The organism is Phyllobacterium sp. A18/5-2 (assembly GCF_025452215.1).
GTDB lineage: Bacteria > Pseudomonadota > Alphaproteobacteria > Rhizobiales > Rhizobiaceae > Phyllobacterium > Phyllobacterium sophorae.
Map to the genome: position 1 here is coordinate 1,994,732 of NZ_CP104966.1, position 13,156 is coordinate 2,007,887.

At 57.3% G+C, this 13,156-nt stretch carries 13 protein-coding genes and 1 pseudogene; 8 read left to right on the top strand and 6 right to left on the bottom strand.

All coding sequences use genetic code 11. The features are described from left to right. Nucleotides 1-132: 132 nt before the first annotated feature. The 6 genes from N8E89_RS09930 to N8E89_RS09955 all read right to left on the bottom strand — a co-directional run bounded on the left by N8E89_RS09930 (nt 133) and on the right by N8E89_RS09955 (nt 4,960). On the bottom strand, nt 133-906 hold the full coding sequence (locus N8E89_RS09930) for an enoyl-CoA hydratase (protein ID WP_106664572.1): 774 nt from the start codon (nt 904-906) through the stop codon (nt 133-135). Nucleotides 907-947: 41 nt separating this feature from the next. Next, nucleotides 948-1,841, bottom strand: a complete 894-nt coding sequence (gene mutM, locus N8E89_RS09935; RefSeq protein WP_106664571.1) for a bifunctional DNA-formamidopyrimidine glycosylase/DNA-(apurinic or apyrimidinic site) lyase — start codon at nt 1,839-1,841, stop codon at nt 948-950. Next, on the bottom strand, nt 1,834-3,078 hold the full coding sequence (locus N8E89_RS09940) for a phosphopentomutase (protein WP_106664570.1): 1,245 nt from the start codon (nt 3,076-3,078) through the stop codon (nt 1,834-1,836). Before N8E89_RS09940 ends, mutM begins: the two co-directional genes overlap by 8 nt. 93 nt (nt 3,079-3,171) lie before the next feature. Further along, nucleotides 3,172-3,792: a TadE/TadG family type IV pilus assembly protein gene (locus N8E89_RS09945; RefSeq protein ID WP_112760637.1), complete on the bottom strand. Its 621-nt coding sequence runs from the start codon at nt 3,790-3,792 to the stop codon at nt 3,172-3,174. Between the two features lie 51 nt (nt 3,793-3,843). Next, nucleotides 3,844-4,443 (bottom strand): TadE/TadG family type IV pilus assembly protein, encoded by a 600-nt coding sequence (locus N8E89_RS09950; protein ID WP_245448787.1) that lies wholly within the window; start codon nt 4,441-4,443, stop codon nt 3,844-3,846. 127 nt (nt 4,444-4,570) lie between these two features. Then, nucleotides 4,571-4,960: a pilus assembly protein N-terminal domain-containing protein gene (locus N8E89_RS09955; protein WP_106664621.1), complete on the bottom strand. Its 390-nt coding sequence runs from the start codon at nt 4,958-4,960 to the stop codon at nt 4,571-4,573. A 326-nt stretch (nt 4,961-5,286) separates the two neighbouring features. Here N8E89_RS09955 and N8E89_RS09960 point away from each other — a divergent pair, with 326 nt between their 5' ends. The 8 genes and pseudogenes from N8E89_RS09960 to N8E89_RS09995 all read left to right on the top strand — a co-directional run bounded on the left by N8E89_RS09960 (nt 5,287) and on the right by N8E89_RS09995 (nt 13,156). Continuing rightward, entirely contained in the window at nt 5,287-5,487 is a 201-nt protein-coding gene (locus tag N8E89_RS09960) for a Flp family type IVb pilin (RefSeq protein ID WP_106664568.1), read from the top strand. 15 nt (nt 5,488-5,502) lie between these two features. Continuing rightward, on the top strand, nt 5,503-6,027 hold the full coding sequence (locus N8E89_RS09965; protein ID WP_106664567.1) for an A24 family peptidase: 525 nt from the start codon (nt 5,503-5,505) through the stop codon (nt 6,025-6,027). 172 nt (nt 6,028-6,199) lie between these two features. Further along, on the top strand, nt 6,200-7,000 hold the full coding sequence (gene cpaB / locus N8E89_RS09970; RefSeq protein ID WP_106664566.1) for a Flp pilus assembly protein CpaB: 801 nt from the start codon (nt 6,200-6,202) through the stop codon (nt 6,998-7,000). Nucleotides 7,001-7,024: 24 nt separating this feature from the next. After that, entirely contained in the window at nt 7,025-8,611 is a 1,587-nt protein-coding gene (locus tag N8E89_RS09975) for a type II and III secretion system protein family protein (protein WP_106664619.1), read from the top strand. A 14-nt stretch (nt 8,612-8,625) separates the two neighbouring features. Continuing rightward, a complete protein-coding gene (locus N8E89_RS09980; RefSeq protein ID WP_106664617.1) occupies nt 8,626-9,318 on the top strand; it encodes a CpaD family pilus assembly protein in 693 nt (230 codons plus the stop codon). Between the two features lie 33 nt (nt 9,319-9,351). Beyond that, entirely contained in the window at nt 9,352-10,635 is a 1,284-nt protein-coding gene (locus N8E89_RS09985; protein ID WP_106664565.1) for a CpaE/TadZ family protein, read from the top strand. A gap of 18 nt (nt 10,636-10,653) precedes the next feature. After that, nucleotides 10,654-12,127: pseudogene (locus tag N8E89_RS09990) on the top strand (CpaF family protein). A gap of 15 nt (nt 12,128-12,142) precedes the next feature. Then, nucleotides 12,143-13,156 (top strand): type II secretion system F family protein, encoded by a 1,014-nt coding sequence (locus N8E89_RS09995; protein WP_106664563.1) that lies wholly within the window; start codon nt 12,143-12,145, stop codon nt 13,154-13,156.

A 13,156-nucleotide genomic window follows, 5' to 3' on the forward strand; every position in this document is an offset into this window, starting at 1 on the left:
GTCGGCAGCTTGAACGCGGCCGTCACAAAATAATAGGGTGGCCGAGGGGCCACCGAACGTTGACGGGCTTATAGATGAGGTTTGCTTTTGCGTCAACTTGGAATCTGCTTGAGACCAGGGGATATTTTAGCTTCACCGGTTTTTGAAATTCGGCGCGCGTTTTTCGGCAAAGGCGGCCATCCCTTCCTTCTGGTCCTCAAGGGCGAACATCGAATGAAACACCCGCCGTTCGAACCTCAAACCCTCCGAGAGTGTCGTCTCATAGGCGCGATTGACGGTCTCCTTCGTCATCATCACGACGGGCAGCGAGAACGAGGCAATCTTGCTGGCGGCCTTCAGGGCCTCTTCGATCAGCTCGCTGGCGGGAACGACTCGCGAGACGAGTCCGCAGCGCTCCGCTTCGGCGGCGTCCATCATACGGCCGGTCAGGCACAGGTCCATGGCCTTGGACTTGCCGACAAAGCGGGTGAGCCGCTGTGATCCGCCCATGCCCGGCATTACGCCCAGGGTTATTTCCGGCTGGCCGAACTTGGCGGTCTCTGCCGCTATGATGAAATCGCACATCATGGCGAGTTCGCAGCCGCCGCCAAGCGCATAGCCGGACACAGCGGCGATCAGGGGTTTGCGCAGGCGGGTCACACGCTCCCATTCGCTGAAATAATCGCCGAGATAGGCATCGGCAAAATCCAGCGTCTGCATCTCCTTGATGTCAGCGCCCGCCGCAAAGGCTTTTTCCGAACCGGTGATGATGATCGCTCCGATGTTGTTGTCCTTGTCGAAACTCTCGAGCGCGGTAGCGAGTTCGGCCAGCAGGGCGGAATTCAACGCGTTGAGCGCTTGAGGACGGTTGAGCTGGATGAAGCCCACCTTCTCGCGTGTCTCGACGATGATGTTTTCATAGGTCATCAGATGGTCCTCCTGAGTGTAGATTAGGGCGGAGCTCCGCTCTACTGCTGGCAAACCGGGCAGTAAAAGGTCGAGCGCCCGCTTTGAACGATACGCGATACCGTGCCACCGCAGCCGGCACGCGGGCAAGGGGAACCTTCGCGATCGTAGACGGAAAATGAATGCTGGAAGTAACCGAGCTCGCCATCGGCCTGACGGTAATCTTTCAGGCTTGAACCGCCCGCCTTGATCGCATCGGCGATGACGGACCGGATTGAGGTGGCAAGGCGCTCTGACATCTCTGCCGCCACGCCGTTTTCACCGGCGATGCTGCCGGCCGGCCGCAGCGGTGACAGCCCAGCGCGCCACATCGCTTCGCAGACGTAAATATTGCCAAGTCCGGCAATAAGCTTCTGATCGAGCAAGGCTGCCTTCAGTGGGGCTGCCTTGTTGTGAAACAACCTGGCAAGCAGCGCCCCATCCAGCCGGTTGCCGGTCGGTTCCGTGCCAAGATCCTTGATCAACGGATGCAGGTTGAGCTTGCCCGGCTCGGCGAACAGCATGAAACCGAAGCGGCGCGGGTCATTGTAGATGATGCGGCGCTTCGGCTGGTCTCGCCCGCCAAGGTGCATCACCACATGGTCGTGCGTGGTGTTTTGGGATCGCTCATGCTCGAAGACGCCCGGCGTATCGGACTCCTGATCCTGCTCGATTCGGTACGAGCCGGACATGCCGAGATGGCTGATGAGCCCAAGCCCGTCGTCAAGATGAATGATCAGATACTTGGCGCGGCGCTCCAGCGCCTCGATCCGGCGGCCGGTCAGCCGCTCGATAAAATGCTTCGGGAAAGGAAAGCGCAGGTCAGGACGCCGTTGTTCGACGGTGAGAATGGTCGAACCTTCCATGAATGGCTGCAGGCCGCGCCTTACCGTTTCAACCTCAGGTAGTTCAGGCATCAGGCGTACGATCCCCTGTGCCCTTCAGGAAGCTTTTGCCATGCGGGCCCGCTGCTATGCCGAGATGCGCTGCGACTGTTTCACCGATATCAGCGAAGGACGGGCGCACGCCAAACGATCCCCGTGGCAGATCCGGACCAAAACAAAGAACCGGTACCCGTTCGCGCGTATGGTCCGTGCCCTTGTAAGTGGGATCGCAGCCGTGATCCGCCGTGAGGATGAGAAGGTCGCCCGCCCGCAACTTGGCCAGCGCTTCGGGCAAACGCCTGTCAAAGGCCTCGAGAGCGGCGGCGTAGCCCGGCACATCGCGGCGATGGCCATAAAGCATGTCGAAGTCGACGAAATTGGTGAAGGCAAGATCGCCGTCCTGGGCATCATCCATGGCGACAAGCGTTTCTTCGAAGAGCGCCATATTGCCATTGGCCTTGCGCACCTGGCCGATGCCCTGATGCGCGTAAATATCGCCAATCTTGCCGATGGCGATGACCATGCGTCCCGCCGCGGTCAAACGGTCGAGCAGGGTCGGCTCCGGCGGCGGCACCGAATAGTCGCGGCGATTGCCGGTGCGGGTGAAAGTTTGCCGGGTTTCACCGGTAAAGGGCCTCGCGATCACACGGCCGATGTTCAAGGGATCGACAAGTTCGCGCATGATGCTGCATAGCGCGTATAGCCGGTCGAGGCCAAAATGGGTCTCATGGGCAGCGATCTGGATAACGCTGTCGGTCGATGTATAGAATATGGGCTTGCCGGTCCGGATGTGCTCCTCGCCATATTCATCGATGACATCTGTTCCCGAAGCATGCTTGTTTGCGAGGATGCCGGGAAGTTTTGCTTTGGCCACGGCATTTGCAACAAGGCTGTCCGGGAAAGCCGGAATGGTTTGCGGGAAATAACCCCAGTTGAACGTAACCGGCACGCCGGCAATCTCCCAATGGCCGGACGGTGTGTCCTTGCCGTTCGAAACCTCTTCCGCCGCCCCCCACAGGCCGACCGGATCGGGCGCTTGTGGCGGAAGCGGCGTGTCGGCGGCCAGATTTGCCGAGTGGTAAAGGCCAAGGGAACCCATATTCGGCACAAGGAGTTTCCCGGAGCGAAGCCCGGCCCTGTCGCCGCGTCCGGCGGCGCAAGCCTCGACAATATGACCAAAGGTATTTGAGCCTTCATCGCCGAATGCCTTCGCATCCGGCGCACCGCCGATGCCGAAAGAATCAAGGACAAATAGGAAAGCGCGGGACATGCCTCACTCCGTGTAAAACCAGACCACACAGATAGGTCAAACAACGCGCCATGACAAATCGATGGTGCGATTCGTGTTTGACTGGCCGGGTACCTATGAGCAATTGGAGCAGGCCACGGCGCCACCCTGGCGGACTCGTCCAAAGGAGGTTTTGGCCATGCTGAGCCCGACCACATTATCTCCGGCCGCGGTATCGACGTGCCCCGCTATCGTCCAAGCGATGATCGGAACATAGGCAATGTTCATCTGGACGCGAATGACCGAGGTACCTGGAATGAGCAAGTTGGCATCAAGTGCCACGGCGGTCCCGGGCTGGAACGGGGTCGTATCGGCTCCGTTCACCCTTCGCCTCGACCAGGCCACCGTCGCGGCTCCCGCTGAGGAAACGTTGATTGCCGTAATTGTTATTTGCGGTGTGTCGCGCTGGTAAGGCAGCAGTGTAGCCCTGCCGATATCCATGATACCCGAGATCTGAGTCTGGGTGATTGTCTGCTGCTGCGTCACCAGGTCCGCTACCATACTGGTGGCGCGCCCGAGGTTCTTGTTGACGTCAGCGCCCCCGGTGACTTCGATACTGCCAAGCCAGAGCAAGATCAGTATCGGTGCAATCAAGGCGAATTCCAATCCCGCTACGCCGCGCCTGTCCCGGGCAAAGCGCCGGGCGATTCCAGGCATGTATACCGCTGCCGTCATAAGTTCTTTACAGACTTTCATGCGTGACACTTTCGGAAAGGATACTGGGCAGGTTGCGTTTTGACTGTCCCGTCAAATGAAGGGTTCATTTTTCCAGGTCGAAGTTGAGAAGAGCAGGGTTCGTCCGGTACCCTGAATGCTGTCAATGCGATCCCGCATCAGGTTGGTGAGTATTGGCCAGCGAACGAACACCCGTAACTGGTTGATCGTGCTGGCGCCGCCAGGGGCATTCTTGAAGCCGGCCGCATTGACGTCGCCTCCAGCGGTAAGGGGAATTGTGACGGGTACTGCGGCGAAAGTCGCATAAGTCTGCAGGTCCACGACCAGGTTCGGACAACCGGCCTCAGGCAAGAACAGCCGGGCGCAAATGCGGTCTCTCAATTGGTTGCCGGTGACATTCGCCGCACGCAACTCGCCCGTGCGCAACTGCCGGGCAAGGTCGTCGGTTACATTCGCCATCACTTCTTGAGCAGTAAAACTCAATGCGACTTCAATGATGGCGAAGATCAGCAGGAAGAAGGGAAGGGCGATCATAGCGAACTCTATGGCCACGGTGCCGCGCCTGTTCGCTCGAAAGCGCGCAATCAACGGCACCTGCGCAGTCATTGCCGGCGTATTGGCAGTCTCGGCAGGTTCCTGATCATCGGGATGCTTCGCTATATTCCGGAACATGGTTTTCTCCGCACCATTTAGGTCGGGAGAAGTCATATCATGCCAGATATTAGAATCTCGTTTGGGGACACACGCAAATTGCAGCCAATGGATTTACGATTCTTCAACCGTAATTCCACCGGGCGGTTCAGTTGCCGCCGATCTGGGCGTCGGACTCTCTTTCCGCTTTGCTCTTCTGTGCCGTTTCACAATAGGGCGTGCAAGATAGCGTCTGGACAAAGGCGCGGCGATAGACGCGTGTTGTGTTGGCGACACTGCGGCTGACCATGACCTGATCGTCGACGATAGCAGCGCCATCCGCATCCATGATGACGATATTGGTGATGCCGAAACCCTTGCCGGTGAGAACAACCGTGCGCGAATCCTTGACAACGGCGTCGGCAATATCGGGATCACCGACTACGACCGTATCGGCGGGGCGCGCAAGCTTCAGGATCCTCGCCTGGTTCATCACCACGTGGATGCCGGTATCCGCCTGGGCTGCCGGAATGACCGAAACGATGGCAGCCAGCGTCATTGCAGCTGTTAGTCCAACCGTCCGGATGATGTGGTTTCTATTGCAACCCATGGGAGAACCCTTCGAAATAATCGCTTCTCAAACCATGGCTTGGATTGGTGAAGGAAAGCTTAAACCTGCCAACCATTCATTAAGTATGTTTAGCCGCCAGGGAAGGAACGGAAGCTCGGAAAATTGTAATAATTCCGTTTACTCTTTCAATACCTTTATTGTCAGATGGGGCTGATTTACTTTTTCGTAACGGTATTTCTTAAGGTGAACGCAATTCGCCACCGCTAGTTTTCCATCATTCACGAAGATATTAGCGGGATAGCGAGGGAATTGATATGAAACGCACTGTAAATGCGACCCTCGATGCTTTCGCCCGCTTCCTCGGAAACAAATGCGGGGCGACTGCCATCGAGTACACGCTGATTGCCTCCATTATCAGCCTCAGTATCATCCTGGGGGCCGGTATGCTCGGAGGTTCGGTCAGAACATTTTTCGATCGCATCGCCGAACAAGTAACACAAGCCACCAACGGTTAATGACGGATCCTAGCCATGATTGACGCGGCCATACTCATCGTTTTTCCGTTTGCCATGGCCTTCGCAGCTGTGTCCGACCTTTTGTCCATGACGATCCAGAACCGCGTTTCCCTCATTTTGATCGTGTCGTTTGCGATTCTCGCACCTCTGACTGGAATGGCTCTGGATATCTACGCGATGCATTTTGTTGCGGGAGCAGTCGTCCTGGCAGCGACTTTCGCGTTGTTTGCCATGGGAACAATGGGTGGAGGGGACGCGAAGCTCATGTCGGCAACAGCCGTCTGGCTAGGGTGGAACTTCGGCCTGGCGGAATATTTGCTGGTGATGTCGGTGCTTGGCGGCTTTTTGACTATGGCCATCTTAAGGTACCGGAATTCACATCTTGCGCTCGCTTATGCCGATCGCCTTGAATTCATGCGCCGCCTCGCGCGCAAGGATCAGGGGATACCCTACGGGATAGCGCTGGGCAGCGCCGGACTGCTGACATTCCCGGCTTCGCCAATGTGCCAATGGGTTATTGACCGGCTTGCGCACGCATAACCAGGCAAGCTTTCCAAGCAGGCGTCATGTTGATCAAAATGATAAGTCGAAAGTCTGATGGTTAACGTTTGTTAATCATACTTTTAAGCAATGCATTAACCTTAATTACACGATTAGTAAGTCAATGTGCAACCGTGGGTAATCTTAGACGAAAGTCTATTGGGGTGCATTGATGCAAAAAGCACGGCTTGTCATTTTGACCGTTGCGGTCGTTGCCGCGGGCGCTGCGGGTTATATCGCTACGCAGATGAAACCCGCTGTGACAGTCGTCCAGACTGCGGCAGCACCACAGATCAAATTACAGGACGTTCTGGTCGCCACGGAAAACCTTGGTGTTGGTGCAGAAGTGCAGGGGCAGATGCGCTGGCAGGCCTGGCCGGTTGACGCGGTGGCTGATGGCTACATCAAGCGCTCCGACCGCCCCAATGCTGAAGAGGAACTCAAGGGATCCACCGTTCGCCTGCAGATTTTTCCTGGTGAACCGATCCGCGAAGCAAAACTTATTGGCAAAGGCCAAAGTTTCATGTCGGCGCAGCTGCCGGCCGGGATGCGGGCGGTGGCGACGCAAATAGCGGCTGATACGTCCGCAGGCGGCTTTATACTTCCCGACGACTATGTCGATGTCATCATGATCCGGATCTTGGAAGAAGGCGAGCAGAAGCGATTCGCGACCGAAACCATTTTGCAAAACATCCGGGTTCTGGCAATCGACCAGACAATCCAGGAAGACGAGAATGGCGAAAAAACCAAGGTGGGTTCAACAGCCACGCTCGAACTGACACCGGAACAGGCCGAAATCATCACTGTTGCCCAGCAGATGGCCAGCCGCCTCTCGCTGGTCCTGCGCTCCGTTCAGGACGCACAGGAACAGACCGGACCCGGTGCCGAATATCTCGTCAATTCACCGGGCCGCAGCGGCAACGTCAAATTGATCAAGTCCGGGACGGTGATTGAAATTTTGGGGCGGCAATAAAAAATGGGGCACGAGTCAAACATCATGCAGGTCAAATGCGGATCCCGCGGGACGAGATCGTGGAAGGCGATCACATTTGTGCTCGGCTGCGGTCTCGCCCTCCTTCCGGTGCAAAATGTGGCCGTCGCCGAGGACAGTGTCGTAAAACTGAACCAGAGCCAGAGCACCGGCAAGCGGATCAATCTGGGCCTGAGCAAATCGCTGGTCGTCGACCTTCCATCGGATGCCTACGACATCCTCGTCGCCAATCCGACCGTTGCCGATGCTGTTACCCGCACCGCACGCCGTATCTATCTCTTCGGCAAGCAGGTCGGGCAAACCAATGTCTTTGTCTTCGGCCCCAACGGCGAGCAACTCGCCAGCTTCGATCTGGTGATCGAACGCGATGTGGCCGGCCTCGAAGACAGTCTCAGGAAATACATCCCGGATTCCGATATCAAAGTCGAATTGATGAACGACAACGTCATCCTGACCGGGACGGTACAGACCCCGCTTGATGCCAAACGGGCGAGTGATCTCGCCAATCTGCTCGTTTCGGGCGGTGAAGCGACCACTGGCCAGTATGCGCTCACGGCGTCTGGCCAGGGCGGCAGCAATGGCGGCGGTGGTTCGGACGTTGCGATCAGCGATCCTGACGAGGCGCGCCAGAGGAGCAAGATCGTCAATCTGATCCAGATTGCCGGCGACGATCAGGTCACGCTGAAAGTAACGGTGGCCGAGGTCAGCCGGAGCGTTATGAAGCAGCTTGGTGTCAATATGATCGCTTCCACCAAGTCCGATGGCATCCTCTTCAGTTCCGAAAACATCGCATCGCTCGTGGGCAAGGCGTTGACGAGTTCCGGCGCATCCATCCCTGTGTCCATCGGAAGCACGTCCATCAACTCGTATCTGAATGCGATGGAGTCAGCCGGTGTCATGAAAACGCTGGCGGAGCCCTCCCTTACGGCAGTGTCGGGTGAGCAGGCAACGTTCAAGGTTGGCGGCGAATACAATCTCATTACCGGCCAATCTATCGAGGAAAACTCGGTGACCGGCGCAGAGCGTTCCAGCTACGAAATTACCAAGGTCGAGTATGGTATCGGCCTCGAATTTGTTCCTGTCGTCCTCTCGCCGGGGCGTATAAGCCTGAAGGTGCGGACGTCCGTTTCTGAGCCTACCATGGAAGGTTCCGTTTCCCTGTCCTCGGGTGGTGATCCCCTTCGCAACAAGACATTCGGCCCGGCAACAAACCTCATTTCCTTGCGCAAGCGTCTCGCGGATACGACCGTTGAATTGCCATCCGGCGGCTCGATGATGATCGCGGGCCTCATGCGCGACGAGAACCGGGCTGCCATTTCCGGCCTGCCGGGAATGTCCAAGATCCCCGTGCTCGGCACCTTGTTCCGCAGCCGGGAGTTTGTGCGCAACGAGAGCGAACTTGTCATAATCATCACGCCCTACCTGGTTCGTCCGGTGGCGCGAACGGCGCTCGCCCGGCCAGACGACAATCTCAATCCAGCTAGCGATGCTGCCGGTATTTTCCTGGGCAAGGTCAATCGTGTCTACGGCACAAAGGAAGCCAGGCTGCCGGACGGACGCTACGAAGGCAATGTTGGTTACATCTACAAATGAACAAGGACCGGGGCATGTCAAACGCAATCAGTTTTCATCGCATGAAGCCGGTCCTGGCCGTTCTGGCTGTCTCGCTCCTTGCCGGATGCGCGCCACGCGAAATGACCGGCAGTATTCCGGACGACTACCGGACCAACCATCCGATCGTGATCTCGGAAAAGGAGCAGGTCGCTGACATCCCGGTGGGTCACGCGGACAGCAAACTGTCGATCACCCAGCGCAGCATCGTGCAGCAGGCGGCGGCCAATTATCACGCCAACGGTTCCGGCGTAATTCATATATTGCTGCCTGCCGGGTCGCCGAATGAGCGTGCCGCCACCCGCCTGCGCGGCGATATTGCTGCGACCTTGCGCAAGGGCGGCGTAAAGCCGTTCAACATTTCGAGCGAGCGCTACCAGGCCGGAGCCGAAGGATCTCCACCCATACGCCTGTCTTACTCCGCGATGACCGCATCGACCGGCCCCTGCGGCCAATGGCCGAAGGATCTGCTCGATACGGCGGATAACAAGCATTATGCCAACTTCGGTTGCGCCAGCCAGAATAATCTCGCCGCACAAGTTGCCAATCCGGCCGATCTGCTTGGACCGAGGGCGTCGTCGCCGATCGATGCCGAGCGGCGCGGTATTGTCATCGAGGACTATAGAGGCGTCCCCGCGGAGAGGCCGCATACGCTCCCGGCGGAACAAGTCATCTACGATTTCAACTGATAAGCACCTCTCTTCGAAAAGCGGAATGCTAAAATGAGTCAATTGGCCTTCGAAACAGAAAATCAATCCGGGGATGGCAGCGAGCGGTCCGCAGGAATGGGTCTGCAAGCCTTTCGGCCAATTCCTCGCATTTCGATCCAGGCGTTTTGCGAGACGGACGCGGTTGCAAGACAGATCGCGCGCGCCAATGAAGACCGCCGCATGGCGAAGACCCACGCACAGGTCCACATGGGTGGCATCGAGCGCGCAGTAGAACTGTTTCAGACCGTATCGACGCCCAATCTCGTTCTGCTTGAAACATCGGCCGCGCCGCGCGACATGCTGCAGAGTCTTGCTGCGCTGTCGGAGGTTTGCGATCCGAGCACGAAAGTTGTCATCATCGGTCATTTCAACGATGTCTGGCTCTATCGCGAACTTATCCGCAATGGCGTTTCCGAATACATGGTCGCCCCGATCGATTTGCCCGACATTGTTGGCGTGATCGGCGGGTTGTTCGTGGACCCGGAGGCGAAGCCTCTCGGCACTTCCATTGCATTCATCGGTGCCAAGGGAGGGGTCGGTGCCTCGACGATTGCCCATAACATCGCCTGGGCAATCTCCTCGCTCTTCAAGAGCGAGGTGGTGATTGCCGATATGGACCTGCCCTATGGCACGGCAAACATCAATTTCGACCAGGACCCGGCACAAGGGATCGCGGAAGCCGTGTTCTCCCCAGAGCGGATCGACGACGTCTATCTCGATCGGCTGCTTGCGCAATGCGCCGAGAACCTGTCGCTTCTTGCGGCACCATCGACACTTGATCGTGTCTTCGATTTTCGCGACGATTCCTTCGCGCACCTGATCGATGTAGCACAGAGATCCGTTCCGCACGTCATTCTCGATGTGCCGCATTCATGGAATGGCTGGACACGCACCACGCTGGCCAGGGCAGACGAGGTCGTCATCGTCGCATCGCCGGAACTGGCAAATCTTCGCAATACCAAGAACCTGCTTGATACGTTGAAACAGCTTCGCCCCAACGATGCGCCGCCGCGTCTCGTTCTCAACCAGGTTGGCGTTCCGAAACGTCCGGAAATCGCGCCATTGGATTTTTGTGGTCCACTTGGAATCCTGCCAATCGCCACCGTGCCGTTTGAACCGGCGCTGTTCGGCAGCGCGGCAAACAATGGACGGATGCTGGCGGAAACCGATGCTGCCAATCCGATCGTCCAGACTGTCAACGAAATGGCACACATTCTCACCGGCCGCATAACGCTGAAGGCCAAGAAGAAACCGGGGCTGGCAGCTGTTCTATCCAAGCTGAAGCGCAAGAAATAGTGGAATTGAAGAGGCATCATGTTCGGTAAACGCGGCAATGCCGGTGCAAATCACCAGGTTCAGGAATTTCGGGCGGTAGCGCTTGAAACCGCGTTGCCCGCTCCCGGGATAATGGCAACCGAGGCGGCACGACTGCCGCGGGATATTCTCGAGCCAAAGCGTTCGCCCGTCGAAGCGCCAAAGCCTCTCATGCCGCTGCGCGAAAAGAACGATGCCTACTACGACACCAAATCCCAGGTGTTCGCCGCGCTGATCGACACGATCGATCTGGCGCAACTGTCCAAGCTCGATTCTGAAGTCGCGCGCGAGGAAATACGCGATATCGTCAATGACATCATCGCGATCAAGAACTTCGCCATGTCGATTTCCGAGCAGGAAGAACTGCTCGACGACATCTGTAACGATGTTCTTGGTTATGGCCCGCTCGAGCCGCTGCTGGCTAGGGATGACATTGCCGACATCATGGTCAATGGTGCGCGCAAAACCTATATCGAAGTGCTCGGCAAGGTACAGGAGTCTGGCGTCCGTTTCCGGGACAACCAGCAGCTTTTGAATATTTGCCAGCGCATCGTCAGCCAGGTGGGCCGCCGGGTCGATGAATCGAGCCCCATCTGCGATGCGCGCTTGCCGGATGGCTCCCGCGTCAACGTCATCGCGCCGCCACTCGCGATTGACGGACCGGTCCTGACCATCCGCAAATTCAAGAAGGACAAGCTGACCCTTGACCAGCTCGTGCGTTTCGGTGCGATTTCTCCAGCCGGGGCGGAATTGCTGCAGATCATTGGCCGCGTCCGCTGCAATATCGTCATTTCCGGCGGTACGGGTTCCGGCAAGACCACGCTGCTAAACTGTCTGACGAATTATATCGACAAGGATGAGCGCATTATCACCTGCGAGGACTCGGCGGAACTGCAATTGCAGCAACCGCATGTGGTGCGCCTTGAAACAAGACCGGCCAATCTGGAAGGCGAGGGCGAAATCACCATGCGTGATCTCGTCAAGAACTGCCTGCGCATGCGACCGGAGCGGATCATCGTCGGCGAGGTGCGCGGACCGGAAGTCTTTGATCTGCTGTCGGCGATGAACACCGGCCATGACGGTTCCATGGGAACCATTCACTCCAACAGTCCAAGAGAATGCCTCAGCCGTATCGAGATCCATGATCGCGATGGGCGGTTTTGCCCTGCCGCAACGAACGGTTCGCGAAATCATCGTCGGTTCAGTCGACATCATCATTCAGGCGGCGCGCCTTCGCGACGGTTCGCGCCGGATCACCCATGTGACCGAGGTTACCGGCATGGAAGGTGACGTGATCATTACGCAAGATCTCATGAATTATCAGATCACCGGCGAGGACGCCAATGGCCGGCTTACCGGGCAGCACGTCTCGACCGGCATCAGCCGGCCCCATTTCTGGGAAAGGGCTCGTTATTTCAATGAAGACCGCCGCCTTGCGCACGCGCTCGACTCGATGGAAACGGCAAAGGCATGACCGGAGGACCCATCCATGTTCGGGCTTAGTCTGGCGCAGATCCTTTTTGTCGCTCTCGTCGCCCTGACATTTGCTGCCCTTGCCTATGTCGTCTTTTTTGAATCGATCGCCTGGCAGAAAAAATCAGATGAGCGGCTGAAAAGCGTCAAGCTGGCCGCAACGGACAGTCTTGGCAAATTTACTGTGCGGGACAAGCAGGCCGAAGCTGTCAAACGCCGCAAGTCTGTTCTGGATACGCTGAAGGATATCGAGCAGCGCCAGAAATTGCGTGACAAGAATATCAAGTCTCCGCCTTTGAAGATGCTGATCGTCCAGGCCGGAATGAAGGTACCCGTTGCGCGCTTTTATGTTTACTCGGTCATTGCCGGCGTTATCGTCACCATATTGGGCCTGTTTCTTGGATCGCCGCTCTATCTGGCGCCCGGATTGTTTCTTGCCGGTGCCTTCGGTCTGCCGCGATGGTTGGTCTATTTCAGGCGCAGCCGTCGCATCAAGGCGTTTCTCCACGAGTTTCCCAATTCCATCGATGTGATTGTGCGCGCGCTTCGCTCCGGCCTGCCGCTCAATGACGGAATTCGGCTTATTGCTCAGGAAGCGCAGGAACCTGTCCGCACTGAATTTCGCCGGATGGTCGATGCGCAGCAGGTTGGCATCAGTATTCCGGAATCCTCGATGCGCATGTCGGAATATATGCCGTGTCCGGAAGCAAGCTTCTTCGGTATCGTCATCCAGATCCAGTCACAAGCGGGCGGCAACCTTTCCGAAGCGCTCGGCAATCTCTCGCGTGTGTTGCGCGACCGGAAAAAAATGGCTGCGAAGGTCCAGGCGTTGTCCATGGAAGCAAAGGCGTCGGCCTATATCATCGGTGCCTTGCCTTTCATCGTCGCGACACTGGTCTACCTCACAAGCCCGCAATACATCATGGTGCTGTTCCAGACCGACACGGGCCATGTGATCCTGGGCTGTGCGGCAACCTGGATGGCCATCGGTATCCTGATCATGAAGAAAATGATCAATTTCAAGTTCTGA

What these genes read in the sequence shown, in the direction of transcription:
- N8E89_RS09995 (WP_106664563.1), top strand. Translation starts at nt 12,143, where the DNA reads ATGTTCGGGCTTAGTCTGGCGCAGATCCTTTTTGTCGCTCTCGTCGCC.
- cpaB (WP_106664566.1), top strand. Translation starts at nt 6,200, where the DNA reads ATGCAAAAAGCACGGCTTGTCATTTTGACCGTTGCGGTCGTTGCCGCG.
- N8E89_RS09955 (WP_106664621.1), bottom strand. Translation starts at nt 4,960, where the DNA reads ATGACGCTGGCTGCCATCGTTTCGGTCATTCCGGCAGCCCAGGCGGAT.
- N8E89_RS09960 (WP_106664568.1), top strand. Translation starts at nt 5,287, where the DNA reads ATGAAACGCACTGTAAATGCGACCCTCGATGCTTTCGCCCGCTTCCTC.
- N8E89_RS09980 (WP_106664617.1), top strand. Translation starts at nt 8,626, where the DNA reads ATGTCAAACGCAATCAGTTTTCATCGCATGAAGCCGGTCCTGGCCGTT.
- N8E89_RS09945 (WP_112760637.1), bottom strand. Translation starts at nt 3,792, where the DNA reads ATGAAAGTCTGTAAAGAACTTATGACGGCAGCGGTATACATGCCTGGA.
- N8E89_RS09975 (WP_106664619.1), top strand. Translation starts at nt 7,025, where the DNA reads ATGCAGGTCAAATGCGGATCCCGCGGGACGAGATCGTGGAAGGCGATC.
- N8E89_RS09940 (WP_106664570.1), bottom strand. Translation starts at nt 3,078, where the DNA reads ATGTCCCGCGCTTTCCTATTTGTCCTTGATTCTTTCGGCATCGGCGGT.
- N8E89_RS09965 (WP_106664567.1), top strand. Translation starts at nt 5,503, where the DNA reads ATGATTGACGCGGCCATACTCATCGTTTTTCCGTTTGCCATGGCCTTC.
- N8E89_RS09985 (WP_106664565.1), top strand. Translation starts at nt 9,352, where the DNA reads ATGAGTCAATTGGCCTTCGAAACAGAAAATCAATCCGGGGATGGCAGC.
- N8E89_RS09930 (WP_106664572.1), bottom strand. Translation starts at nt 906, where the DNA reads ATGACCTATGAAAACATCATCGTCGAGACACGCGAGAAGGTGGGCTTC.
- mutM (WP_106664571.1), bottom strand. Translation starts at nt 1,841, where the DNA reads ATGCCTGAACTACCTGAGGTTGAAACGGTAAGGCGCGGCCTGCAGCCA.
- N8E89_RS09950 (WP_245448787.1), bottom strand. Translation starts at nt 4,443, where the DNA reads ATGTTCCGGAATATAGCGAAGCATCCCGATGATCAGGAACCTGCCGAG.